General features: G+C 65.5%; 20 protein-coding genes and 2 pseudogenes. 6 read left to right on the forward strand and 16 right to left on the reverse strand.

Annotated elements, in window-relative coordinates:
• Positions 1-100: 100 nt before the first annotated feature.
• Complete coding sequence (locus SSP08S_RS53630; protein WP_019075890.1) at positions 101-628, reverse strand: hypothetical protein; 528 nt, start codon at positions 626-628, stop codon at positions 101-103.
• 170 nt (positions 629-798) lie between these two features.
• Between SSP08S_RS53630 and SSP08S_RS53635 the strand changes: the two genes are divergently transcribed.
• Complete coding sequence (locus tag SSP08S_RS53635) at positions 799-1308, forward strand: hypothetical protein (protein ID WP_019075891.1); 510 nt, start codon at positions 799-801, stop codon at positions 1306-1308.
• A gap of 99 nt (positions 1309-1407) precedes the next feature.
• Here SSP08S_RS53635 and SSP08S_RS57900 read toward each other — a convergent pair whose 3' ends face one another.
• The 4 genes from SSP08S_RS57900 to SSP08S_RS53655 form a co-directional block, all read right to left on the reverse strand.
• Positions 1408-4341 carry a patatin-like phospholipase domain-containing protein gene (locus tag SSP08S_RS57900; protein ID WP_158697361.1) on the reverse strand — a complete coding sequence of 978 codons (2934 nt, stop codon included), beginning with the start codon at positions 4339-4341 and terminating at the stop codon, positions 1408-1410.
• A 144-nt stretch (positions 4342-4485) separates the two neighbouring features.
• Positions 4486-4713 carry a hypothetical protein gene (locus SSP08S_RS53645; RefSeq protein WP_019075893.1) on the reverse strand — a complete coding sequence of 76 codons (228 nt, stop codon included), beginning with the start codon at positions 4711-4713 and terminating at the stop codon, positions 4486-4488.
• A 45-nt stretch (positions 4714-4758) separates the two neighbouring features.
• A complete protein-coding gene (locus SSP08S_RS53650) occupies positions 4759-5628 on the reverse strand; it encodes a hypothetical protein (protein ID WP_019075894.1) in 870 nt (289 codons plus the stop codon).
• 66 nt (positions 5629-5694) lie between these two features.
• Positions 5695-7326: an amidohydrolase family protein gene (locus tag SSP08S_RS53655; RefSeq protein WP_019075895.1), complete on the reverse strand. Its 1632-nt coding sequence runs from the start codon at positions 7324-7326 to the stop codon at positions 5695-5697.
• Between the two features lie 133 nt (positions 7327-7459).
• On the opposite strand from SSP08S_RS53655, the gene SSP08S_RS57905 reads away from it, so the two are divergent.
• On the forward strand, positions 7460-8011 hold the full coding sequence (locus tag SSP08S_RS57905; protein WP_218006701.1) for a uracil-DNA glycosylase family protein: 552 nt from the start codon (positions 7460-7462) through the stop codon (positions 8009-8011).
• On the forward strand, positions 8008-8271 hold the full coding sequence (locus SSP08S_RS63160) for a hypothetical protein (RefSeq protein ID WP_218006702.1): 264 nt from the start codon (positions 8008-8010) through the stop codon (positions 8269-8271). Before SSP08S_RS57905 ends, SSP08S_RS63160 begins: the two co-directional genes overlap by 4 nt.
• Before the next feature lie 95 nt (positions 8272-8366).
• Here SSP08S_RS63160 and SSP08S_RS53665 read toward each other — a convergent pair.
• From SSP08S_RS53665 to SSP08S_RS53685, 6 genes and pseudogenes are all read right to left on the reverse strand, one after another.
• A pseudogene (locus tag SSP08S_RS53665) lies at positions 8367-9909 on the reverse strand (ISKra4 family transposase).
• A 45-nt stretch (positions 9910-9954) separates the two neighbouring features.
• Entirely contained in the window at positions 9955-10602 is a 648-nt protein-coding gene (locus tag SSP08S_RS57910) for a hypothetical protein (RefSeq protein ID WP_158697362.1), read from the reverse strand.
• A gap of 89 nt (positions 10603-10691) precedes the next feature.
• A pseudogene (locus SSP08S_RS62985) lies at positions 10692-10778 on the reverse strand (IS5/IS1182 family transposase); the annotation flags it as partial.
• A gap of 45 nt (positions 10779-10823) precedes the next feature.
• Complete coding sequence (locus SSP08S_RS53675) at positions 10824-11567, reverse strand: response regulator (RefSeq protein ID WP_019075898.1); 744 nt, start codon at positions 11565-11567, stop codon at positions 10824-10826.
• 2 nt (positions 11568-11569) lie between these two features.
• Entirely contained in the window at positions 11570-12820 is a 1251-nt protein-coding gene (locus tag SSP08S_RS57915) for a sensor histidine kinase (RefSeq protein WP_158697363.1), read from the reverse strand.
• Positions 12790-13353, reverse strand: a complete 564-nt coding sequence (locus SSP08S_RS53685; protein WP_019075900.1) for a hypothetical protein — start codon at positions 13351-13353, stop codon at positions 12790-12792. The genes SSP08S_RS57915 and SSP08S_RS53685 overlap by 31 nt, the downstream gene beginning before the upstream one ends.
• A 229-nt stretch (positions 13354-13582) precedes the next feature.
• On the opposite strand from SSP08S_RS53685, the gene SSP08S_RS53690 reads away from it, so the two are divergent.
• Complete coding sequence (locus SSP08S_RS53690; protein WP_019075901.1) at positions 13583-14095, forward strand: hypothetical protein; 513 nt, start codon at positions 13583-13585, stop codon at positions 14093-14095.
• A gap of 379 nt (positions 14096-14474) precedes the next feature.
• Here the strand turns inward: SSP08S_RS53690 and SSP08S_RS62365 are convergent, their stop codons facing one another.
• Together SSP08S_RS62365 and SSP08S_RS62370 are read right to left on the reverse strand one after the other, a co-directional pair.
• Positions 14475-15905 carry a hypothetical protein gene (locus SSP08S_RS62365; RefSeq protein ID WP_158697364.1) on the reverse strand — a complete coding sequence of 477 codons (1431 nt, stop codon included), beginning with the start codon at positions 15903-15905 and terminating at the stop codon, positions 14475-14477.
• A complete protein-coding gene (locus tag SSP08S_RS62370; RefSeq protein WP_158697365.1) occupies positions 15905-16651 on the reverse strand; it encodes a hypothetical protein in 747 nt (248 codons plus the stop codon). The genes SSP08S_RS62365 and SSP08S_RS62370 overlap by 1 nt, the downstream gene beginning before the upstream one ends.
• A 95-nt stretch (positions 16652-16746) precedes the next feature.
• Here SSP08S_RS62370 and SSP08S_RS58660 point away from each other — a divergent pair, with 95 nt between their 5' ends.
• Both SSP08S_RS58660 and SSP08S_RS53705 read left to right on the forward strand, forming a co-directional pair.
• Positions 16747-18075, forward strand: a complete 1329-nt coding sequence (locus SSP08S_RS58660) for a serine/threonine-protein kinase (protein ID WP_078532908.1) — start codon at positions 16747-16749, stop codon at positions 18073-18075.
• A 128-nt stretch (positions 18076-18203) separates the two neighbouring features.
• Positions 18204-18473 (forward strand): hypothetical protein, encoded by a 270-nt coding sequence (locus SSP08S_RS53705; protein WP_019075903.1) that lies wholly within the window; start codon positions 18204-18206, stop codon positions 18471-18473.
• A gap of 142 nt (positions 18474-18615) precedes the next feature.
• Here SSP08S_RS53705 and SSP08S_RS62375 read toward each other — a convergent pair whose 3' ends face one another.
• From SSP08S_RS62375 to SSP08S_RS53715, 3 genes are all read right to left on the reverse strand, one after another.
• On the reverse strand, positions 18616-19485 hold the full coding sequence (locus SSP08S_RS62375) for a hypothetical protein (protein ID WP_158697366.1): 870 nt from the start codon (positions 19483-19485) through the stop codon (positions 18616-18618).
• A 24-nt stretch (positions 19486-19509) separates the two neighbouring features.
• Positions 19510-20187 (reverse strand): hypothetical protein, encoded by a 678-nt coding sequence (locus SSP08S_RS62380; RefSeq protein ID WP_158697367.1) that lies wholly within the window; start codon positions 20185-20187, stop codon positions 19510-19512.
• 987 nt (positions 20188-21174) lie between these two features.
• Positions 21175-21654 (reverse strand): hypothetical protein, encoded by a 480-nt coding sequence (locus tag SSP08S_RS53715; RefSeq protein ID WP_158697368.1) that lies wholly within the window; start codon positions 21652-21654, stop codon positions 21175-21177.
• Positions 21655-21803: the final 149 nt, after the last annotated feature.

The raw sequence follows: 21803 nt of genomic DNA on the forward strand, positions 1-21803 counted from the left end.
CCCGGATAAGGCGTCATAGGGTTCCATCTGGGGCTCTTCTTCGGCTCTTCTGCGATTCGTTCGGTTGGCACCTTCGAATCTACGGAGAAGAGCCCCTTGGTCACCGGGAGTTGACCCGGTCGGCATCCCCGTCATGGTGGGCGAGAGTGAAGCGTCCCGGCGCGTCCTCGGCCAGCCAGCCCCGCTCCACCAGACGTTTCAGCTTCCCCCGCGTCCCCTCGATCTTCGCCGTGGTGGCCTCCAGCCCGATCCGCGGCACGATCTGCTTGGCCTGCAACGGACCCGGAGCATCAGCGACGATCTCGACGATGTCGCGGTACACATCCGGCAACACCTGAACGACCAGGCCCTTTCGCCACGGCGGCACCGCCATCACCCCGATACCGTGAGGCGCCTGCGCCTCCTTGGGTTCCGGCGCTTCATACACCTCTGCCTCCGGCGCTTCCTGGGCGGCCGACAACTCCGCCAGCACCTGCGCGACGGTCTCCCGCGTGATCTCCAGCCGCGACAGATCCGCCCGGGCCTTCTCCAGCCGGGCAGCCAACTCCGCAGCTTCAGCCTGGAGTTCTTCCACCCGCTGCCGAGCCGCGGCCTCCCGCGCCTGGAGCTCTTCCGGCAACGACACCATGGCGCCCCACCTCCACTCTCCAACGGTAGAAGCAAGCCGCCGTCTCCCACCCTGCCAATGAGCATCTTCCCAGGTCAGCCACTCCGAGAGGAAGCACACCCGAAACCGTTGGCACTGACGCGACGGGCATGCGAGGCTGCCGTCCCAAGGCACCGATGAAGAAGGCCCAGATGACGCACGACGAGGCACTCAAGCAGCTCAGCCACCTTGCGCGCGAGAGGGCATTCGGAAGGCATGTCGGATCCGACCGCCTCATTCAGGCCGGACTGGACGCACTGATCTCCGACGTCGAGAGCCCTTCACTCGCCATGCTGGCGGGACTCCTGCGCAGCGAGGAGCCCGAAGCACCCGAGCTCTTCGAACAGGTGCTGGAGGAACTGGGGCTCGCCTTTCACCCGCCAGCCGACCCCCGGGCCGCGAAGTGGGCGATGGCCCACTGGATCGCCGGCCAGATCGCGGACGGGTCGCTCGACCCGGCCACCGGGACACACCTCATCTGGGCAGACATCGCTTACGACCTCGGATATCCAGAGAGCCTGCAATCTCTCGTTTCCTGCGCGATCAATCTGGACGGCTGGGAGGAGAGCTGGGGCATCTCTCGCGAAGAGCTCAGACGGGAAGCAGTCGAGGCTGCCAACCAGTTCCTGAGCACGCGACCCAGGCAAGACGACCAACACTGACCAGCAGGTCACGCCGAGCCGACCGTCACTTCAAAGGATCCGCACCCAAAGCCGTTTGTAGCCAGTTCGTCTGGTCGCCAGCGCCTCCACTGCCTCTTCTCATGTGGCAGGCGCTGGCGATGGTTGATCCAGCAGGCCCTGGACTCGTTTACCGATGCAGTGTCCGAGGGTCTGGTAGGCGTCGAATTGCTCGTGGTCGAACCACTGGTCGCTCGTGCTGTCGCGAGGAAAGACCGGGTGAGCCGCCGCGTAGGAAAGCAGTTGGTATGGCAGATCCCTGGTCAGCGTCGCGCGGGCCACGATCAACCTTCCCTCTCTGCCTGCCCACATGGTTTGGCCTTGCTCGTCCTTGATCTCCAAGTTCTTGGGATAGGTGATCGTTCCAGTGATGACGGCTGTCTTGGACAATCGTGTGTTGATGTCCGACAAAACGCTGTGCGGCGAGAGTGGTTCCCCGCTGCCGGGGATCAGCGTCTCTGGGTGGTCCAGGGTGATGGTGACGCCGAGTTCTTCATAAGCCAGGGCAATGGCTTCGGCCAGGGTGGTGGCGAAGGGTGGTGTGTCGCCGCTGGCGTCGATACAGATCGCCGTTCGGACGCCCTGGCGCAGGAGTTCGACGAGGCCGAGGTTTTCGTAGTGGCCGCCGTCGGTGACGAGAAGCAGGCGGTCGTCCATCGGGTAGCGGCCGAAGACCTCGCGCAGCAGATAGGGCAGCCGCCGGATCGTGGGTGGAGGCGACAGCCACCACGGGGCGTCGTCTGCCCATCGCTCGGCCAACGCGGAGGGGTTCGGTAGCCAGCTGCCGAGGCGAGCGTTGGAGAGGGCGAAGAAGGTCTGGAAGGCGCGGGCTTGAGCGCCCATGGCCGAGGCGAAGGCGGCCCCGGAGATCGCCATGGCGGACTGGACAGTCAGGTCTCGGGCGATGTGCAGTTTGGTGTGCGTCTCCAAGCACGTGGTGCAGGCGTAGCCGACATCGGGGCTGCCGACGTAGTCGTGGGAGAAGGTGAAGGACACGGCTCGCCGGCCGGGAGGCGTACGGCTGGCGCCTGAGAGGTTGGCTGCCGCGGCGAAGATGACCTGGGGGAACTTGGAACGCTTGCCACCGTAAGTGCTGAGCGTCGTGGTCTCGGTGTCGAAGTTGTACGGCTCGGCGATCTGGACGCCCGGTTGAGCGGGATCCGTGCTGCGCCGGACGGCGAAGCACGAGGCAAGGCGTCGGCGGTAGAAGGGGTGCAGACTCATCCAGGTCTGGTCGAGGCTGGAGCCGAGAAGCAGCAGGATCCCGGGAACGGCGATCTGTGCCCACGTCGGCCAGGACCATCCGGTGGCCATGGACCATCCCAGCAAGAGCAGGAAGGCAGCTGTCAGCAGGGCGAGGACGGCCCAGACCAGCAGGTATTGGGTAAAGCCATTGGGGACGGCTCGTGCCAGGCCTGGTTTGCCGCGGAGCAGGTCGGTGATTTTGGACAGGCCGCTGCGCAGCGTCTGCCGCCGCCTCCACAAGGTGGTGATGAGCGCGATCACGTAGCTGATCAGGACGGTCGCGCCGATGCCCGCACCTGTCTGAGGGCGGCTGACTTTGAGCTGGAGCTGAAGGTGGACAGTCCACCAGGCCAGCAGCGGTAGAAGAATCACGGCGGTGGCCAGCGCTACGGCGAGAACGACCAGAAGGCGGAATGCTCTGGCGAAGAAGATGCCGAGTTTTTCCTTGCGGGACCAGGTTGTGGCGAAGAGCCAGATCAGCCAGCTGCCAGCGGCGGCGGCGAACAGGCCCAGGACGGCCCCCACGGCCGGATGCCGAAAAGCGGGCCGTGGAGGCGGGGTGCAGTGGCCCGGGCAGAAGTGGATGCCGGGGGCGGCCAGGTGATTCAGGTCGGTGACCGGTACAAGGTGATAGGCCCAGCTCAGGCCAAGGCCCAGCAGGGCGGTGGCGGTACCCAGCAGGAAGAACGAGGCGAGCAGACCGCGCAGCAGCACGCCGAGCGCGACGAGCCACTCCCCCGTGCCGTCGGCGACGTACTTGGAGTGCCGGCGCAGATGGTCTTCTTCGACTGATCCGGGTTCGCAGGTGTTCCCGGTCGACGGGCCGACGCTTTCCCCCTCCTTGTCGGACAGCGCCAACTGCATGGCGCCAACTGCGTAGCCGCCGCCCGAGACCGAGACCAGGTAGTCGGCCTTGGTTAGTGTTTTTCGCAGCGACTGGAGGGCGCCCAGCGTCACGCAGGCGGATCGGATGCCGCCTCCGGAGACGCAGATGCCGGTGTCCGCGTTCTGGCGTCCGGGGGCTGTCGTGCCCTCATAGCGCCAGTGTGACGGTGTCGCCTGCGGAGCGTCGTACCTGTCCTCGGGGATGGTCGGCCACGGTGTTCCGTCCGGCTCCAGAGCAACGGGCCACGACGGAACCACGGCCGGACGGTCGCTCTCATGGCGTCTTTTGCAAGTGACGGTCTCGGTAGTCGGGTCTGCCTGCGGTTGACGTCGCAGCCGTCGCCGCACAGTCGGAAGGGCTACGCGTCCAGCGCGCGACAAGGAGATGAGCCACTGGTAGAGGGCCAGGATCGTAAGCATGGCGATCAGCCACTTGAGGGCCGCCAGTCCGGCCGCCATGGCGAACCAGCCGTTTCCGGCCTGCTCCTGGCCAAGACCCAAGCCGTGTTTGATCAGGGAGTTCTCCCCTACACCGCAGAGGCCACCCACCGCCGTCACGATCATCGCTAGCACTGCGACGTGCCGTCCGCGCTTGCTGGGGAAGGTGAAATAGCTCAACCAGAAGATCAACAGGAGACTGATCGTGCAGCACATGACGAGGGTGTAATACGCCGTCAGTGCATCCTGGCAAGCAGACAGGCGTCTTTCGCAGATGGCGAAGGCCTGGTCGGCCGATCCTGCCAGTTGCAGCCGGGCCAGGCCCACTCGTGGTGCCTCGGCCAGGAAATACCAGAGGCCGCCGACCGCTGGCAGGACAGCGCCAACTGCCCAGAAAAACGCGGTAGTTGCTTCGATCCGGCGCTGTGGATTCTCCGTCGAGGGCATACGAGCCGCTCCTTGAAGGTGGGTCGTGCTGGGTAACGCCATGTGCTGTCGCCAACGGGGACGAGGTCGCCGAGCAGGAGGTGACGAGCCGTTCGATCGCGGCGGTACGAGCTGAGACAGCCCATACCGCCGCGATCAAGGAACCTACGAGGAGTCGTCGTCCGATTCCGGCGCGGTCGCAGTGCGCTCCTGCTCGGCCTTGGCCTCGGCGTCCAGTTGTTGCATCCGGTGGTGAACGATCTCGCGCAGGCTTTCACCGTGAGGCCCGGTCGGCGCCGCGCCACCCGGTGCAGCCGCGCCGGAGGTGAGCTGGTCGACTACTTCCTGGAGCTCGTCTGCGCGGTCCTGGCCGCGTTTCTCATCACCTGCCATGGTGCGCCCTCCGTCCTGGGCGGCCTGGTGCTGCTGGGCATTGTTCTACTCGCCGCTTTCCCAGGTGCCCTCGACGACGGGCTGGGTCTGCAGTTCCTCGATGCGGCTGCTCCACCGATCGGCCCGCGCGGCGGTGGCTTCCCTCACCGCGGCTGTCCGGGTGACGGCGGTGGCGAAGAGCTCAGACTGCGGGCCGCTGGCGGCGATGCGCGAGATGGTCTCGGTACGGGAGTCGATGGCCGAGCGCAGGCTGCCGGCCCGGGCGGTCAGGCGGCCCAGGTCGCGGAAGGTCGGCTGCGGGGTGTTGAACCAAACCTGCTGGAACCAGTGGTCGCTGACCGGGTCGTGCCAGCTGATGTAGCCACCGGGAAGAATCTTGCGGGGGGCGTCGATGGCGCCGGTGAAGCTGTACCGCACCCCCGGGGCGGCGACTGGGTCGTAGAAGTGCGGTGTGAAGAAGTCCGACACCAGCAGGCCGTTGATGGTGTAGCCGTTCTCCGGGGCCTCCGACGGGTCAGCAACCTCGACCAGGAATTCCACGACCCCCTGGTCCGACTTGGGAGATTGACCGGCGACGAGTCGGCTGGCGCTGGGGTCGCCGAGCATTTCGAGCATTTCGTGGCTGGCGGTCAGTGACCAGCTGTTGCTGTACTCGATCAAGGAGAGGGGCTGCCCGTTGTGGTCAAGGTGGACGCCGGCGGCGCCTGGCTGCTGAATGTCATCCTTGACGATCATGGGCCAGTAGCCGGGTGGAACGTCGTGCAGGGAGTCGAAGGCGTCGACGGTGGCATGGACTTTCCAAATGGGAGCGAAGTCCCGCGACGCTTGTTTCTGGAGGGCCGCGGCCACGCGATTGAGCTGGGAGGCGTTGATCTGGCTGGTCTGGGACACCAGGGCGAGGTTGATGACGAGCATGCTGGGCTCCTGTTCTGTCGAATCGGCACCCGGCGCCGTCGCACTGGGCGTGGAAGGGAGGAAGCGTCAGGTCAGTAGTTGCGACAGGTGCTTGCCGTAGTCGGCGGGCAGGTTGTCCTCTCCGACCAGGACGGAAAGGAAAGTGGCATCGGCGCTAGCAGTCAGGCCGTCCAAGGCGACGGGGGTCACAGGTGCCGCCGCGGTGAGACCTACCTCGGGTCCAGTCGGTCCTGTGTCTCCGGCAGCGGTGAGCAGGGGCAGGCGCGGGCGCAGTTCGGCTCCGGTGGGGGCGAGTTCGTCGAGGGCCAGCTGCCAGCGCACGCCGTCTGCCGCGAAGCCTGCCAGGGGTGGAGCTCCGTCGGCGCGAGCAGCGAGGGCAGGCAGGTCGGCCAAGGCTGTGGCCAGCCGGTGCGCCGCTTCGGCCAAGGACAGCCCGGCCACGATGGGGTCGGCGTTCGCGTCCTGGAGGTGGACGACGCGCTCAACCGCCCCTTCCGACGGCACGTTTTCTACGGCTGCGTGCGGGTGGATCGCCCCGACGAAGTCACGGGTGCCGTAGCGGGCTGTGCCGTCGATGACGACCAGCCGGATGTCGGTGTCCGTAGCCTTGACCAGCGCCGTGTACGGGTCCCCCGTGATGCCGGCGGTGACGAGCAGGTCGGCGCGCATCCCGGGTTGCAGCGAGCCCAGGGCGTCCTCCCAGCGCAGGATCCGGGCCGCGTCCCGGGTGGCCATGGCCACCAAGTCCCGGTCGCTGAGCTCCACTTCGCCGGCCTTGGCAGCCAGGCGGGCGGCTTTGAGCTCGCCCAGCAGTCCCTTGCTGCCGGAGACCGACCAGTCCGAGCCCAACCCGATGAGCACGCCGGCCTTGCGCGCGGCGGCGATGTCGGCGGTCTGCCCGTACAGCAGCAGGTTCGACAGCGGCGACCACACCATCGAGCCGCCGTGGCCGGCCAGGACCTGGAAGTCCTCGGCCTTCAGGCCGGTGCAGTGGATGCCGACCAGGTTCTCGTTGATCGCCCACTGGTCGTCCTTGAGCTTCAGGGCCAGGAAGTGGTCCCGAGCCGCCTGATCGGTGCCCTCGGCCAGGTGGAGCAGCAGTCGGTGCGGCTGCTGAAGGCGGGCCAGGAACTTGTCGGCGTTCGCGGCCTCGACGTCGGCGATCCGGGAGGAGGCCTCCGGCAGGTCGGGATCGTCGGTGGCCTCCACGTTGCGAACGATGCCCCGGTACATCCGGCGGGCCCCGGCGTTGCTGAACAGGGCGATGCCCTGGGTGGTCGTGGTGCCGTTGACCAATGCTTTGGCCTCGACGTACCGCACCACGGCGGGCATCAACTCGGGATCCTCGCCCAACACCCTCATCGGGCCAGTCACCAGCGTGTGGTAGGCCGGGTTGCTACCGCCGCCCCACTGGGAGCGGTTGCCGTACTTCTTCGGCACGGCCCACAACGGCAGGACGTCGTAGGGCAGATGGTTGTGGAGCTCGATCGGCCCCGGGTACACCGTGCCACCCGTGGCGATCGGCACGACGTCTTCGAACCCTGCCGGGGCGGGAGCGTCGGCGGAGAGCACTGCGGCGATACGGCTGCCATCGACGTACAGGACTCCGTCGTCGATGACGTTGTTGCGGCTGTTCAGGGTGACCAGGCGGCCCCGCAGTGCGAAGCGTTTCGTCGGCTCGTCGGTTCTACGCGGCATCTGGCGTCCCCTCGCCCGACCTCTGTCGAGGTTCGTTGACCGGTGAACGCCACCTAACAGGCGAAATGCCGTAAAGTCACTGGATGACTACGGTGAGTCATCAACGTTCACTCGCATGGAGTAGGAGACCGGCATGCATCCATTCGACCCCGGCTACGCCCAACCCCCGTACGCCGCCCTGGTCGGCGACTACCCCGGCCCGGAGATCTACCCGGCCAAGGACTTCCGCGTCGAATGGGGGCCGATCTTCCACCGCGGCCGGCTCGACGGCACCGCCCGTGTCCTCGTGATCGGCCAGGACCCCGCCGCCCACGAAGCCATCACCCGACGCATCCTGGTCGGCACCGCCGGCCGCCGCTTCCAGGGCTTCCTGGGCAAGCTGGGCATCGACAGCAGCTACGTCCTGACCAACACGTTCCTGTACAGCGTCTATGGCCAACATGGCGGCACCGCCCACGCCACCGACCCCGACATCGCCCGCTACCGCCACGCCTGGCTCGACGCCTTGGTCACTCACAACCAGATCGAGCCGTCATCGCGCTGGGTGGCCTGGCCGACAGCGCGTTCCACACCTGGCGCAAGGCGCCCGGCAGCGCCGCCTACGACGGCGCCTACCAGCACATCTTGCACCCCACCTACCCCGACAGCGCAGCCGCCTCCGGCCACGACGCCGCGACCGCCATGAAGCAGCTCACCACCAACTGGAACAACGCCCTGACCGCCCTGCACACCACCATCACCCCCGACACCGAGCGTCCCCTCACGCCGTACGGCGACAGCCTCACGCCCGCCGATCTCGGCACCATCCCCGAAGGCGACCTGCCACCCGGCCTGCCCGCCTGGATGCGCTCCGACGAACCCTGGGCCGCACGCCAAGGCAGCACAGCCGCCGACAAACGCGCCACCATCACCGTGCAAATCCCGGAAGACCAAAGGCCGTTCTAGGGCCTGAGCCTTGGCCTACCCACCCTTTCGGGGCAAACATGAGCCGTCGAGAGGAATCCAAGTTGGGTGCGGCTCTCGTGGAGTGAGCTTGCCGGTCAGGCCAGGAGTTCGTAGTTGTGCTGGTCGGGCCGGGGGTAGAGGCGTTCGCGTTCTCTGTGGGTGTGAAAGTGCCAGTACTGCGGGAAGTCGCCGTTGCTGATGAGGGCCCGCAGGGTGAGGACGGCTTCGGCGCCGGGGACGGTCCACCTGCTGCCGGTGATGTCGAGTCTGTCGGCCACCAGATGACGTGCTGCTCCTTCGATGATGCCGCTGGCGATCGGCCATCCGGCCTCGAGGGCCTGGTCGTAGTGGAGACAGGGGGCGTTGTTCTCCAGGTAGCGGCAGGCCCGGTCCGCTGCGGCCCGTTGTTCTGGGGACAGGTCCAGCCGGTCGGCTTGTGCGCGGATGCCGGTGACGGTGCCGAGGGCGTCGCCGGCCAGTATCCGGGCGGCTTGTGTGCCGACCCAGGTCTCGGCGTCGGGATCGGTGGCGGTGTGGAAGCACCGCGAGGCCGACCACAGCTTCTCGATCACGTGGACGATGTCGAGGACGACATGGATGGTGACGCCTCGTCGGGCGGCCTGCGCATGGATCAACTCCAGCTGGTGCTCAGCGCCGTCGACCAGGACCACCCAGCACCGGCGGTGCTGCGGGTCACGGGCCTCGGCTTCGTCGAACGCGGCGGCAATGACCTGGTCCGCGTCGTGCTGGACCGAGGCGGTGAGCCATTTCGCGCGGGCCTTGGGCCCCTTGCGCGGGGTGCGGCGGGTGGTGCGGCCGCCGGGCGGGGCGATGATGTCGTGCGGCCGGCGCGGAGCCGGATCGGCGTCGTGGACGACGGCGAGGGTGGCCATCCGCTTGCGGCAGGTCTTCTCTCCGGTGGACAGACGGGTGCGGAACGTGCGTGTCGCGCGCTCCGCCGCCTTCCTTGTTGCCTCCCGCAGATGATCTGGCCTCATCACGATCCCCTTGCCGTCGACGCTGAGCACCAACAGCGTCGTACTGGCTGCCGGGGCAGGGGTGCGGGCGGCATAGAAAGCGGCGATGTCCACCGCGGCCGCCCGCACGAGCTGTTCGGCCTGGCGTTTGCCCACCGCCCGCGTCCCGCAGCGGCGTTCGATCGCCTCCAGGGCGTGATCGTAGGAACCGCGGACCGCTTCCAGCACGACCAGACGCCGAAGTCCCAGGCTGTGCCGCTCGCGCGGCAGCCCCAGCACCTGGTCGGCCGGATAGCAGTTGGCAAGGCCCGGGGCGCGCAGCGCGCAGCGCGCACCGGGTGACGGTCACCGGCCCGACCACGGTGGCCAGTTGGCGCCGATGTCCCTTCTCCAGGCGGGTCCGGCCCGCAGCGAGCTGGGCCCGCCCGTCGGCGTCGAGGGACGCCAGTTCGGCTTCCTCCCGGCGGGCGCGCAGGTCGAAGTGGCCCTGCAGGAGGAGGCGGGCCAGTTCCCTCGCCCCGTTCTCGGCGTATTCCTCCACTCGTTCGTGGGGCAGGAGCAATGCTTCGGGACGGGAGAGGGAATCGATGAGACAAGTGAGGAAAGAAGCGGCTCGGTCAAAGGGGTCAGCCGTCGCGGCGGCCGCATAGCCTGCGGTCATCGGGCTCTCGCTTTTCGGGCGGATGAATGGGTGGCACCTTCGACGCTAGGGACGAGGGCCCGACCCCACACCGGCGCGGCGGGGCGAACCCTCCGTGCCGCCCTGCTCCGGCGCAACCGCACCCGCCATCACCGCGGGCTGCGACGCGAACAGTCCCGGCTCCGCCTCCGTCAGCCAGCCCCGCTCAACCAGCCGTTTCAGTCTCGACCGGAAGCCTTCCACCTTGCTCTTGTCCGTCGACAGGCCCAGCGCGGCACAGATGTGATGCGCCCGCATCGGATGCACCGCATCCGCGAGCACCTCGACGATGTCCTGGTACGAACGCGGCAGCACCCCCACGACCAGCCCGGGCGTCCACTGCGGCACCAGCCGCACCCCGACCGGCGACCCCGCCGGCAACCGGTGCTCCTCCGTCTCCGCCTCGCCCGCGCCCGCTTCCGCCCCGGCAACCGAGACCGTCTCCTCGCCGGACAGGATCTCCGTCATCGTCTCCCGCGTGATCTGTAGCCGGGACACCACTTCCTCCCGCTCAGCCAGACGCCTGCTCAACTCCTCGATACGGTCACGCAGTTCGGCGATGTCCTCCCGTGCGGCAGCCTCCCGCCGATCGAGCTCCTCCAACCACGACACCATCGCCGCCTCCAAGACCACGTCCTGGGACACGACGATCCGCCGTCCGACCACGAACGGCAACGGCGCACGGCATCACCAGTTCACTACAAGAGAGCCGCACCCATCCAAGTTCGGCCATCACTCGCCTTGGCAATCACCAGCTAGGTTCACCGCTGCGGCAGCGAAGGCTCCTGACGGTCACACAGCTCATCCGACACGATCCACGGCGACGTTCCCACATCGGGCCGAACGCTCAACTCCCGTCCCGGACACGGCCATCAGGACCGATCCACCTCTTTGTGTCAGCCGTTGCAGGGCCGGCCCTTCGGAGGGGGGAGCCCGTCGCCTGGGCGAACCAAGCCGCACTGGTAGGCCGCTGCAACGGCCTGCGCACGATCGTGCAGGCCAAGTTTCACAAGTATCCGCCCCAGATGTGTCCGGACAGTGGCTTGGCTGACGATGAGATGCGCCGCAACGGCCTCATTGGTCAGCCCATGCGCGATCAGCAGCAACACTTCCCGCTCCCTGTGGGTGAGCCGTCGCATCTGCTCCGGCGCGGGCAGCACGGAGCTGGGGCGGTTTGCGAAGTCAGCGATAAGTTTGCGGGCAATAGCAGGGGCGAGCCATGCGTTGCCGCTTGCCACGGACCTTATGGCCGCCGCGAGTTCGCTGGGAGCTGCGCTCTTGAGCAGATATCCGCACGCACCCGCGCGCAGCGCCGCGTACACTGCTTCGTCATCATCGAAGGTGGTGAGCATCAGTACAGCTGGCGTGTGGCCGACGATGTCGACGAGCGCGTCCTCGGCGAGTCTTCGGGTGGCTTCCACGCCGTCCATACCGGGCATGCGTACGTCCATCACGATGACGTCGGGGCGGATACGCGCGGCGATCTCGAGAGCCTGTCCGCCGTCGCTTGCCTCTCCCACCACGATCATGTCTGTCTCGGTGGTCACGAGCATGGCCAGGCCGGCTCGTACAAGTGGCTCGTCATCCGCGAGCAGGACATGAATGCAGTGGGCGGAGCGATCGTCGGTCTTCACCATCATGACTATGGCTCCAACTCGGCGGCTTCGTGCGGCAGCTGTCCGGTTGCGGTCCGTTCGGAAGTTGCGGACGGCCGCCTGTCGATGGGGAATGATGCTGCGACAAGGAAACCACCGTCCGGTCGGGGCCCGGCACGGAAGCTGCCTCCGACGGCGGTTGCTCGCTGCCGCATGCCGATGAGGCCCTGGCCTGTGGAGAGCGGATGCCGCGAAGGGCGTCGGCCGACCGGGCTCCGGTCGCTCACACGGATCTGGATCTCCGTCGGATGCCAGTGCATCTCCACCCGTACGGGGAGGTCGGGATCGGCGTATCTGGCCGAGTTGGTGAGAGCCTCCTGCACGATCCGATAGGCGGACAGGTCCACGCCGGGGTCGAGAGGGACCGGCTCGCCCGTGACGTCGAACTCGGTCGTCAGGCCGCCGGCCCTGGCGCGTTCGAGAAGGACACCGACGTCCTGGAGTCCGGGAATGGGGGGTCCGGCGGGCCGGTCGGGAATGCTGGCCCCCGAAGCGAGAAGGCTGAGCATACGGCAGAGTTCGACGATCGCCTGTTGGCCGAGTTCTGCAACGTGGCGCAGGGCTTCCTCGGCGCGTTCGGGGTCGTTGCGCAGCACCCGCGCCGCTCCGGCGGACTGGAGCACCATGAGGCTCACCGCGTGCGCCACGATGTCGTGCAGGTCCGCGGCGACTCGGAGGCGTTCGGCCGCCACTGCGTCGGCCGCGGCGCGTTCGGCCGCGAGGCGGCGGTTCCGTACGGTCCACGCTGCCCACCGGCCCACGCCGAAGGCGGCGAGGTCCACCAGAGTACCCAGCACGGTTGCCACGACGAGCGCATTAATGTGATCATCCGGCGCGGCGCGCCGCATCTCGTCCGCCGCATTCAGCGCAGTCGGCGCCAGTGCTACCAGCAACCCGAGTACCGCTGCCCGGCGGTCGCAATAGAAGGCCACGGTGCCGAGCGCCAGCCACAGACCGAGACTGGGCACGTAGCCGGGTTCGACGACCCAAGCCAGCATGCTGTGCGCGGCGACAGTCAATAGGACCAGGACCGGGAATCGCCGTCGCCACAACAGCACCAGATATCCCACTGCTGCATATCCAGGTGTGGCCCATTCCGGCAGCACACCGCCGCCTCGGCGGTCCCAGGAAACGACCAGGTCGAGCAGGCACAGCAGGATGACGAGCGCGGGATCCAGACGGGTCCGCCATGGGAGTGGGGTGAAGGTCACCACCATGGGCCAGGGCAGTCGCACCACGGGGAGATCGAACACCACAGAGTGCCGATCTCTCCGGGGGTGGGGCGACTGTCGTCTTGCACAAGAGCGCGTCGAAGCTCGATCTCCCAGTCCCGGACCGGCCCAAGCACGCCGTCTAGAGGCAGCTCCCGGATACCGGGCGGAACGCCGCGCGTCTCTTCGAGTGCCGTCCAGACATCGGGATCCGCTGCGAGCCTTGCCTCGAAGGCGCGCTTGTCAAAGGCCTCCCTAACGGGCCGATGCAGCGCAGGCTGAGACAGGCGGACAAGGGCCACGGCGCCCTCGGTATGGGTGTCGAGACCCACGATCCGAGCACTTTCTAGCCTGATCCGCTCGACGACACCTGGTGTGCCCCCGCCTGACGAAGCGAGCAGCACCTGCAACGGGATCGTCTCGTCCCGGAGCCACTCGAGGGGACCGGGAACGGCGACCAAGTCCCGGTCCATGAGAACACCCCAGGCCAGGTGCCCTTCGACGGGATCGAACACATCGGCCCGCTGGATGGAGACCACAGGCTCGCAGAGTTTGGGCATCACAGTTCTCCGTGCTCGATCGGGAATCTCGCGGAGACGGGACAGCCTGACGTCAGCAGTGTGTGCGCAGGCAGCGGGGGTCGACCATAGGCCGGATGACGTATTCGGAAGCAGTCTGTGCGCCCTGACGCTGACGCGACGGTGACGCCGGACAGCGGACGACGCCAAGGCCCGCGAGGCAAAGGATTGGGGCATCCCGAACGAACACGATCCCGGAAGGACGAAGTCCGTGAAAAGCATCATCACCAGAAAGGCTCTCGCCACGGCGGGGGCGGTCTCGGCACTCATCACCAGCTTGGCCTTCGGGTTCGCCGGCCCGGCACAGGCGGCAACCGCGCCACCGTCGAGCTACACCGTGGACACCGGCTGGGTAAGCGACTTCAACGGCGGCTGTCAGGCCAAGGCCCATGTCGTTTACTACCCCGGTAACGACCAAGCCCATATCGAGACCACCGTCACGAGCCCATACCTGTTCGCGGCCTGCCGCGTGAACACCCAGGTCTTCGTAGGAACGAAGACCGCGACCTACCCCGGAGCCGTCCACTACACGATGGCCTGCGCCGTGCTTGACCCCAGTTGCGCGTCCACTCAACTGCAATCCGGCGACTACTACGGGCAGACGCCACAGCTCACCAGTTTCGTGGACAGTCTCAACGACGCCCTCGAAGCGGCCGGCCTGCCCCGTACCTACACCAGGACCCTGGCCACGACCGGAATCACGGTGGTGTTCAGCAAGGCCTGAAGTGAACGGCTAAGCCGCTGGGCGAGCCCATGCGCGCAACGGACAGCGGATCAAGCGTCCGACAAAGGTCGGTCCACTGGCCCCGAACAGGCCAGTGGACCGACCGCCTGCCTTCGCTGACTCGGGTCCGTGCTCCTCTGCGACAGCCAGTAACAGCAGGCGCAGATCGCGTACTTCCTCCAAGGTGAGCAACGCGAGCCGATCCGTCATCGGCTCCATGAGACGAAGTCGAACTCATCCAGGTCGAGATGCCCGTAGTCGTCCATGACTGAGTCAACGGGATCAGGCCCAAGCGGGTCACGGCGAGCCTGGCTGCGGTTCGACCTGACGCTGCGACGTAGCGCCTGCCGGAAGAGCTATGCCGTTTTGCCGTCTTGGCCTACTCTTCGACTTCCTCATCGGTTGCCTGGAGCCCAATCTGTGGAAGGTCCAGGGGCTCGACCAGCCCTGAAATCTCTGCATACTCGCCACGTCGGAGACTCTTGAGTATTGGGATGGCGCTGGCCATGAAATCTGCAAGCGGGAAGGTGGCCTTCGTGCGACCGGACGCGGTTCGATGGGTCAGGTCACACCACAGATGCCGGCTTCCCCCGCCCAGAGCGATGGCTACCGCCTTCACGGATGATCGTCGTCCTAGCGCACCCCCTAGGTCCTCAAGGATCTCGTCGTGACCGAACCCCGAGTTGGGCGGTGCCGTGTACTCAATCTGACCGCCCGCGGCAGACTCAATCACGAGTTCGCTGATGCTCAGCCCAGCGACATGGGCCCTGTCGAGCAGCTCTGGCAGGTCTGTCTCTCCGCTCTCGGCATCTTCGACCGAGGGCAACGACGAGGTCCGGCCTGTCGAGAAAAAGGTCTGATACCTATCAGTGGTGTATCCCAGGAGTCCGGACTGCGTGAACCACCGTGGCTTGTACCCATACTCCTCGGTCAACGCGGCGTCAGACACAAGACAGCTCTTCGCCTTGAGCCAATCTAGGTTCACATTCACGAGCCTCTGCAGGTTCTCGGAACTAGCGGGAACATCAATTGTGCACAGTTGGCTCAAGGTGACGCCGCCGCCGATCCGCCTCCAGAAATCACTCTCCTCTGCTACGGCGATGTCAAGCAGCAGCTTCAAAGCGGGTGCGTCGAGATCTGCCCTAACGCCGGTAGCACCAGGGAAGCTCGCTGGGGAGGCTCCCGACCCCAACCACACGGCGTGCAGCAAGCGGGTGAACTGATCAGCGTGGGACGAGTCCAGCAGCGACTCGGTCACCTCTACGGCCTCACGTGTTTGGTCAACCTCCGCGCGCTGAGCGCCAGCAAACCCGAGACCGACTGCATCACTGGTAGACCGGGCCCGCTCTTGGTCGACCAGACCCTTGCCGCCTTGAAGCACAGCACGTGAAAACAGTCCTAGAACTGGCTGCCCACGGCCCTCCGCTGAGAAGGCATACAAGCTGTCAGGGTCCGCAACAAGTGTTCTGGCGTTAGCTGACTCACGACCCAATTCCTCGTGACTTCTGGGATCCGCCAACGGAGCGAGGGGCATTAGAATGGGTTTTTTCTCGGAGATGACTTCAACATCTTCTCGCAGATACTGCGGGTTTGTGTTTGTTCTGAGGAATACCTGACGCTCCTCTTTGACTCCTTCCCATCTCAGGATCAGGTCGGGAGCATAGGTGTGATTGAAATACTCCGTCGTCTCGATTCTGACAGACGAGTCGGAGGAGAGAAGGTTCGCGATGACCGCATTCTTAATCGATTGCACGTTGCGAGATGGGTCATCGTCGACGAGATTAGCGATGGCGACACTGTACTCACTCATCAGATCTCTCCCATCTCGGCTTGATGTGAAAGCAGAAGCCCACGATGCTTGGGTGTGATTACTAGCTTCTCTTGCTTGTCAGACAGAACAATCACCCACAGTCGCTCTGCCACCTCGGCCACGATCTCTGTATCAATTTTCTCTCGGGCCGCTTGTTCATCTTCGGCATCGAAGACTCTTTTCAAATTACGCGATACCAGCAGCCCTTTGGTGACCGCTGCGGGAGTGCGAAGTTCCTTCCATGTATCCTGCCGAAATGGATGCCACGTGATCCACATGAAGTGATCGGCCCACCGCCGCTGATCCCGGCGCATGAGATAGCATTTTGCTACCCAGTCGTCATAATGGGTACCCTGGTCGCCAGCGGTGCTGTAGTTCTTGCATTCCGCCACAAAGAAGTGCCCGTCAAATTCTCCACCGCTCAGGATGCCGCCGACGTCGAACGAGTACGGTCGTTGCTCACCATGAGGCCAGTTGAATTCGAGGCGGGCGGCTTGGACGGCGTCCTCGTTGGTCCATGACTGGCTCACTCGCGTTGTCGAGATGAGCCACAGCCTCGCCCGCCTTGCGCCATCCGCCCCTTTTTGATGCATCGCTTCCCCCGGCATGTCGCGATGGTAGCGGCGAACACCGTCACCCGTAGCCGGCAAACAGGTACTCGTTACGATGAACCACACCTTGGCGCGAACTGTGCTGCCGAGGTGGACGCTCGGCTTGGTGCCGCGCGGCGAGCGATTCGCGGGCACGATGCCACGCCGCGGACATGGTCGCGGGGAGCGCCGCCGTTCCGGGCTCGCCCGGCATCCTGAGATGAGGTCTTCTTGCGGGAAACCTGGCCAAGATGCCTGCCGCAGTCCGGGGAGTCGATACGCTCAAGGGCAACCGTGTACCGGGGCAGGGCTGGGGGCGGGGCATGGATCCGCGGGTGCAGTTGTCGGTGGGTGGATACATCTTCGAGCGCGAGCTCGGCCGGGGCGGACAGGGTGTGGTGTGGCTCGCCCGAGACCGGGCGGGGCAGCAGGTCGTGGTGAAGTTCCTGCTGCCGGGCAAGGAGTACGACGAGGTCGCGCTCGCCCGCGTACGCAGGGAATTCGGCGCGGCAAGCCGGGTCGGTGAGCTGGCCACGGCACGAGTCCTCGACGCCGACCTGTCCGGGCGACACCCGTACATCATCAGCGAGTTCGTCCCAGGGCCGACGATCCACGAGCATGTGAAAACCAACGGTCCACTGTCTTCCGGGCGGTTACAGTCCCTGGCGCTGGCCGTCGCGCACGCGCTGGCACAGATACACCGGGTGGGCGTCGTACACCGGGACATCAAACCGTCCAACATCCTGCTCTCCCCGGACGGCCCGCGAATCATCGACTTCGGTATCGCCCGCGACGACCGGTCGCACGAGTCGGCGGTCACTACATTGGGCAGTGTGCTCGGCTCCCCCGCGTACATGTCGCCCGAGCAGGTCAAATCGCTCCCGGTCACCGCCGCCTCCGACGTGTTCTCCCTCGGCGGCATCCTGTACTTCGCCGCCACGGGACGGCATCCCTTCGACGGGGAAAGCGACTACGAGGTGCTCGTCGCCGTGTGCACCCGCGACGCGGATCTCACGGCGGTGCCGGAGCCGGTCCGATCGGTCATCGCCGACTGTCTGCGCAGGGACCCGGCGGAACGCCCCACGGCTGCCCAGCTCGTCGCCCGGTTCGCGGCCAGTAGCGCCGCGCCGACCGAGTTCGCGGACGGCAGCGCCGCGTCGGTGGTAGAGCTGCGTGGCCAACGGTCATGGCGGTGGTCCACCGAGCTACTCAGTGTGGGCATCGGCGCAGTAGCGGGTGGCCTCATCACCCTGCTGGGTTGGCTGCCCACAGCCCGGGGCTGGTGGTGGGCCGGAACACTGCTTGTGCTGTGGATGGTGCTGACGGCCATCGGATTGTCGACGCTACGACAGCGTCGGTCGTCGGCCCTCAGTACGGCCTCGCATCGACGTGCCTTCCTGGAGGGCATGTTGAAGGCATGGTCGTTTGCTGGACTGAGCCCTCGTCGGCACCCACCTGCCATGATTGTGCCGCCCGAACCGCCCGCCTGGGAAGAGAGCCGAGCGGCCGTCGAGGAGTTGTTGGTGCGGATGTATTCCAACTTGCCCATGCACCCCGACGGCAATGGGCACGTACGGTGAGCACCCAAGTTCCGCCCCCGTCCCCGGAGCCAGAGCGGCGATCACAGACCTCTGCTGAGCATCGAGAACTTCCGCTCGCCGAGCAGGCCGAAAGATGGAATCAGTTGGTTCCGGACTCTCCAGAGCGCATGATGAAGATGGTCGAGCAAGACTTCGAGCTGAAATGCCGGCTCCTGGACCAGCAGGTCAAAGATGCCGCGCACCAACGCCGCTTGGAGATCATCGACCTTTGGTTTCAGGGTGTGGGAGTAGCCGTTGGCACAGGTATCCTGATCAGCTTCGTCTGGTTGGCCAAGTACGCCATCGATCACGGCCAGGCCAACGCAGGGATGCTGGGTGGCGGGGTCGCGACGGTCGTAGCGTTAATTGCGGGTAACCGCTACCGCAAGGGGCAGTAATCAGGAGAACCTCGGTTGGCGGTGACAAAGTTCGCCAGTCCCACCCGGATCTCATTATAATGCGCACCATCGCCACTCACGACGGCAATCGCCCTCATACTGCACGTCCTCGAAAGCCCATCTGCCCGATGGGGTGCCGATATTAACCTGGGCTGAATGTCACCCGCACGGTTGAATCGGTCGGGAGGACGAGGATTCTTCCGGTGATCGGCTCCCAGTTCTCTGGGATGATGAACATCCGACCGTTGGATTCTGCAAGAAGGCGTAGACCCTGGTAGCGGAACCGAAATCGCTGGTGCGTGTCTGCGGGAAAAGCAGTTTCGTGGACTTGTTGGTCGGGAAAGTGGAGGCGGTCGGGGGTGTCGATCGTCATGCCCGGGCGTAGCCACAGGTGGTGCGCCAAGTCTCTGGCATCGTCGTAACCGTGTTGTTTGGCATATGCATGGGTTGCCCAGAAGGATGAAAGTGCAACCATTGCCGCGACAAGAGCGAGCGCCAATCGCTCACGTGCCGCTGGGTAGTTAGCGCCTTCAAGCTTGAAGGACAGCGCTCTCCCGTACACCACCAGGACAAGGCCTCCGCCTAGCAGAAGCGGTGTGCCCATCGCTCCTGCCGGCCACACGGCGAAGCCGCCCAGCGCACCGAGGAGGAAGAGGCATCCCCCCCATGTTGACAACCCGTAGGCAAACCAGCGAAGTCCGCGGAAAGGTGGCGCGGGTTGGCTCCCAACAGATCGAATTACGTAGTAAACCACGACACCTGCCAACGCCACGGTGAGCGCGGCCCCGGCTGGCACATACAGCGCCCCCGCGCTGCGGAGCGCGTAGTCCTGGGTCGAGAAGCCGAGGGTCGCGGCATCGACCCCGAAGTACTCGTAAAATGCATCGGTATAGGCGAAGCCGAAGTACAGCAGTAGGGCCCCGATGAACGTGGTTGGTGCAACGAATGTGGCTAGCGTGCTGACCCAGTTGCCCCAAACGGGTGTCCGTGAGTCCGGGTCGCCGTCTGACATGTTTGCCTCTTCCTGAAGACTGACTCAGCTCCCGTCGTCGGACGGGTCGGGCTCAGGCTCTGGCGGGGGTGTCGAGTCCTCGGTAGGTGATGGCGTCACCGGCTCTGTAGTGGGATTCGGGTCCGGTTCGGTCGTGTCTGGCTCGGGTTGCGGTGCGACCTGGGCATCGATTTCCTCAGTGGCCCTGCCTCTGACGCCACCGTCGTCACTCAAAGTCACGCAGAGTAGACGCGTCTGTCTCGTCGAGTTCACGCCTTCGTCCGAGAAACTGAACTCCGCTTTGACGGTCTGCTGAGGCGGAACGTAGACGGTCCGGCTCGGTGGAATAGCAGCCCTGCTTGCCTCGCCAGGAGTACAGTCCACCACGCCGATCGTGCCCACGTACTGTTTCGTCGATGGGTTGGTCACGCCCTTGGTGTAGTTGAACGGCCATACCCCGCTGAAGCCGTCTGACAGGCGTCCCGCGTGGCTGAAGTCCCCTGAGTGCTTCTCGCGTTCCTTCTCCTCTTGCTTTCGTTTCTCTAGCTCTTGCCTCTGCTCATCGCTCGTAGGGGTCCATGTACCGTTCGACGAAGAGTGCGGCTCGGGTGATTGGTCGTCAGTTGAAGAGCAACCGACGAGAACTGTGGCGCCGGCACAGAGCAGAGCTAGCGCGAAGGGCACTCTGCCCGACCCACGGTGGCGGTACTTCCTGCTGGGCACTGGGGTCTCCTGATCTAGTGGCTGAGGCCTGGCGCCACGAGGAGCAGCAAGAACGTCATCAGCTCCAACCCGCTGCTCAAGGTGCAACGCAGGCCCGACCGCTTGTTGGTTGGTCCGAACCAAACGGTGAGGGGCTGGTGTGCCCCGCCCCTGAAGCTGGATGGGACACGCCAGCAAGCCGTCCGGTCAGTCCCAGTTGATGTCGCTAAGGTCGTTCAGCGGCGTCCGCTCGGTCACCAACTCGGGGACGAGCAGGTGGTAACCCTTGTGCAGGGCTGTAGGGAAGCGGACGTGCGCGCGGGCCTCGACTGACTGTGAACTGCAGCGCAACCTGCCGACGGGCGATACGTTCGGATCCGCCAGCAGGTCCAGCCCTCGCGTGCGGATGTACTGCTTGAGGGACTCGATGAGCTTGTGTCCTGGGAGGACGCCGACCCCTTGGGGATCGACGCGGCTCGCTTCCGTTGTTGGTAGGCATGGAGCGATGTCCTTTCGCCGAAAGCGGGGGGACGGCTCGCGCAGGCATCACGGACCAGTCAGAGCGGGGGCGGTGTCACTGCGAGCGTCCGCTGGCCATCAACCATCGAAACATAGGTATAAGGCATATGCCCCGTATGATGATCCGGGAGGGGTAACGACACCCGAGGTCATGCTGATGGCCGCGGAATTGCCGGCCTAGAAGGTCCGGAGTTCAGGGCAGTTTTTCAGTCCTCCGAGGGGACGCATGCCGCAAGTTCACGGACCCGCCGGTCTGCCTGTCAGTGCGACGGTGAGAAGCAGGTGGCGCAGATCGCGAGCCTCGTCCAAAGTGACTATGGCGAGGCGATCCGCCGACTCCATGGGCGCGAACTCAATCTCGTCCAGGGCGTGAGACGCAGATGGGTCACGAACAGTCAGGCGAGGCATCCAGCTGGAGTCACGGATCCGGTGCGTCGAGGTGTACCAAGTGCACCTGCTGCACTGGCCCCACCTCTCGAAGCAGAGCATCTAGCGCAGCAGCTCAGCCATATCGAAGTCGCAGTAATGGTCCAGCAAGACGCGACAGCCGCTCTCGAACTCGCATAGCGCGAGGAAGGGTCCGTAGGCCTCGGTGACGATACCGAGTCGCCCGTCCACTCCACGCTGGCCCTCGAAGACTCTGTTCCCCCAGTATTTCCCGAAGAAGAACGATGCCGACCGCACCTTCTCGATGGCGCTCTTGTCGGGCGTGACTCGGAGCACAACGGAGTAGAGCTGGCCTGGAGCCTTGGCGGGGTTAAGGACATGCGTCAGAAAGTGCCCGTGCTGGGCCGCCTTACGCGCCGATCGAAAGTCACGCAGAAGTAGCGGGTCCGTTGAAAGCATCGGTTCGGCGAGGCGAGTGACCGCAACCGGGGCCAGGCCGAGCGTCGTGCCGAGGCTCTGCTGCACTTCCACTCTGATTGGCTGATCTGATGGCGAGGTCTCAGCCTGGTCGGCACCGGTCACCTCCGCCTTGGTTGGCGGGGGGACATGAGCCAAGCCCTCGGTGTCTGCGCGCCCTAACGACCTCGTGCACGGTTGGCTGTGGCACGTCGAGGTGTGTGGCGTTGTCGGTGTTCAGGCTCGAAGGCCGTGATCGAGGGTGGCGGTCTGTT

The sequence above is a fragment of the Streptomyces hokutonensis genome (assembly GCF_000376565.1).
Lineage (GTDB): Bacteria > Actinomycetota > Actinomycetes > Streptomycetales > Streptomycetaceae > Streptomyces > Streptomyces hokutonensis.

Coding starts and splice junctions, on each gene's coding strand:
- SSP08S_RS53630 (WP_019075890.1), bottom strand. CDS start 628: ATGGTGTCGTTGCCGGAAGAGCTCCAGGCGCGGGAGGCCGCGGCTCGG.
- SSP08S_RS53635 (WP_019075891.1), top strand. CDS start 799: ATGACGCACGACGAGGCACTCAAGCAGCTCAGCCACCTTGCGCGCGAG.
- SSP08S_RS57900 (WP_158697361.1), bottom strand. CDS start 4,341: ATGCCCTCGACGGAGAATCCACAGCGCCGGATCGAAGCAACTACCGCG.
- SSP08S_RS53645 (WP_019075893.1), bottom strand. CDS start 4,713: ATGGCAGGTGATGAGAAACGCGGCCAGGACCGCGCAGACGAGCTCCAG.
- SSP08S_RS53650 (WP_019075894.1), bottom strand. CDS start 5,628: ATGCTCGTCATCAACCTCGCCCTGGTGTCCCAGACCAGCCAGATCAAC.
- SSP08S_RS53655 (WP_019075895.1), bottom strand. CDS start 7,326: ATGCCGCGTAGAACCGACGAGCCGACGAAACGCTTCGCACTGCGGGGC.
- SSP08S_RS57905 (WP_218006701.1), top strand. CDS start 7,460: ATGCATCCATTCGACCCCGGCTACGCCCAACCCCCGTACGCCGCCCTG.
- SSP08S_RS63160 (WP_218006702.1), top strand. CDS start 8,008: ATGAAGCAGCTCACCACCAACTGGAACAACGCCCTGACCGCCCTGCAC.
- SSP08S_RS53675 (WP_019075898.1), bottom strand. CDS start 11,567: ATGATGGTGAAGACCGACGATCGCTCCGCCCACTGCATTCATGTCCTG.
- SSP08S_RS53685 (WP_019075900.1), bottom strand. CDS start 13,353: ATGCCCAAACTCTGCGAGCCTGTGGTCTCCATCCAGCGGGCCGATGTG.
- SSP08S_RS62365 (WP_158697364.1), bottom strand. CDS start 15,905: ATGAGTGAGTACAGTGTCGCCATCGCTAATCTCGTCGACGATGACCCA.
- SSP08S_RS58660 (WP_078532908.1), top strand. CDS start 16,747: ATGCCTGCCGCAGTCCGGGGAGTCGATACGCTCAAGGGCAACCGTGTA.
- SSP08S_RS53705 (WP_019075903.1), top strand. CDS start 18,204: ATGATGAAGATGGTCGAGCAAGACTTCGAGCTGAAATGCCGGCTCCTG.
- SSP08S_RS62375 (WP_158697366.1), bottom strand. CDS start 19,485: ATGTCAGACGGCGACCCGGACTCACGGACACCCGTTTGGGGCAACTGG.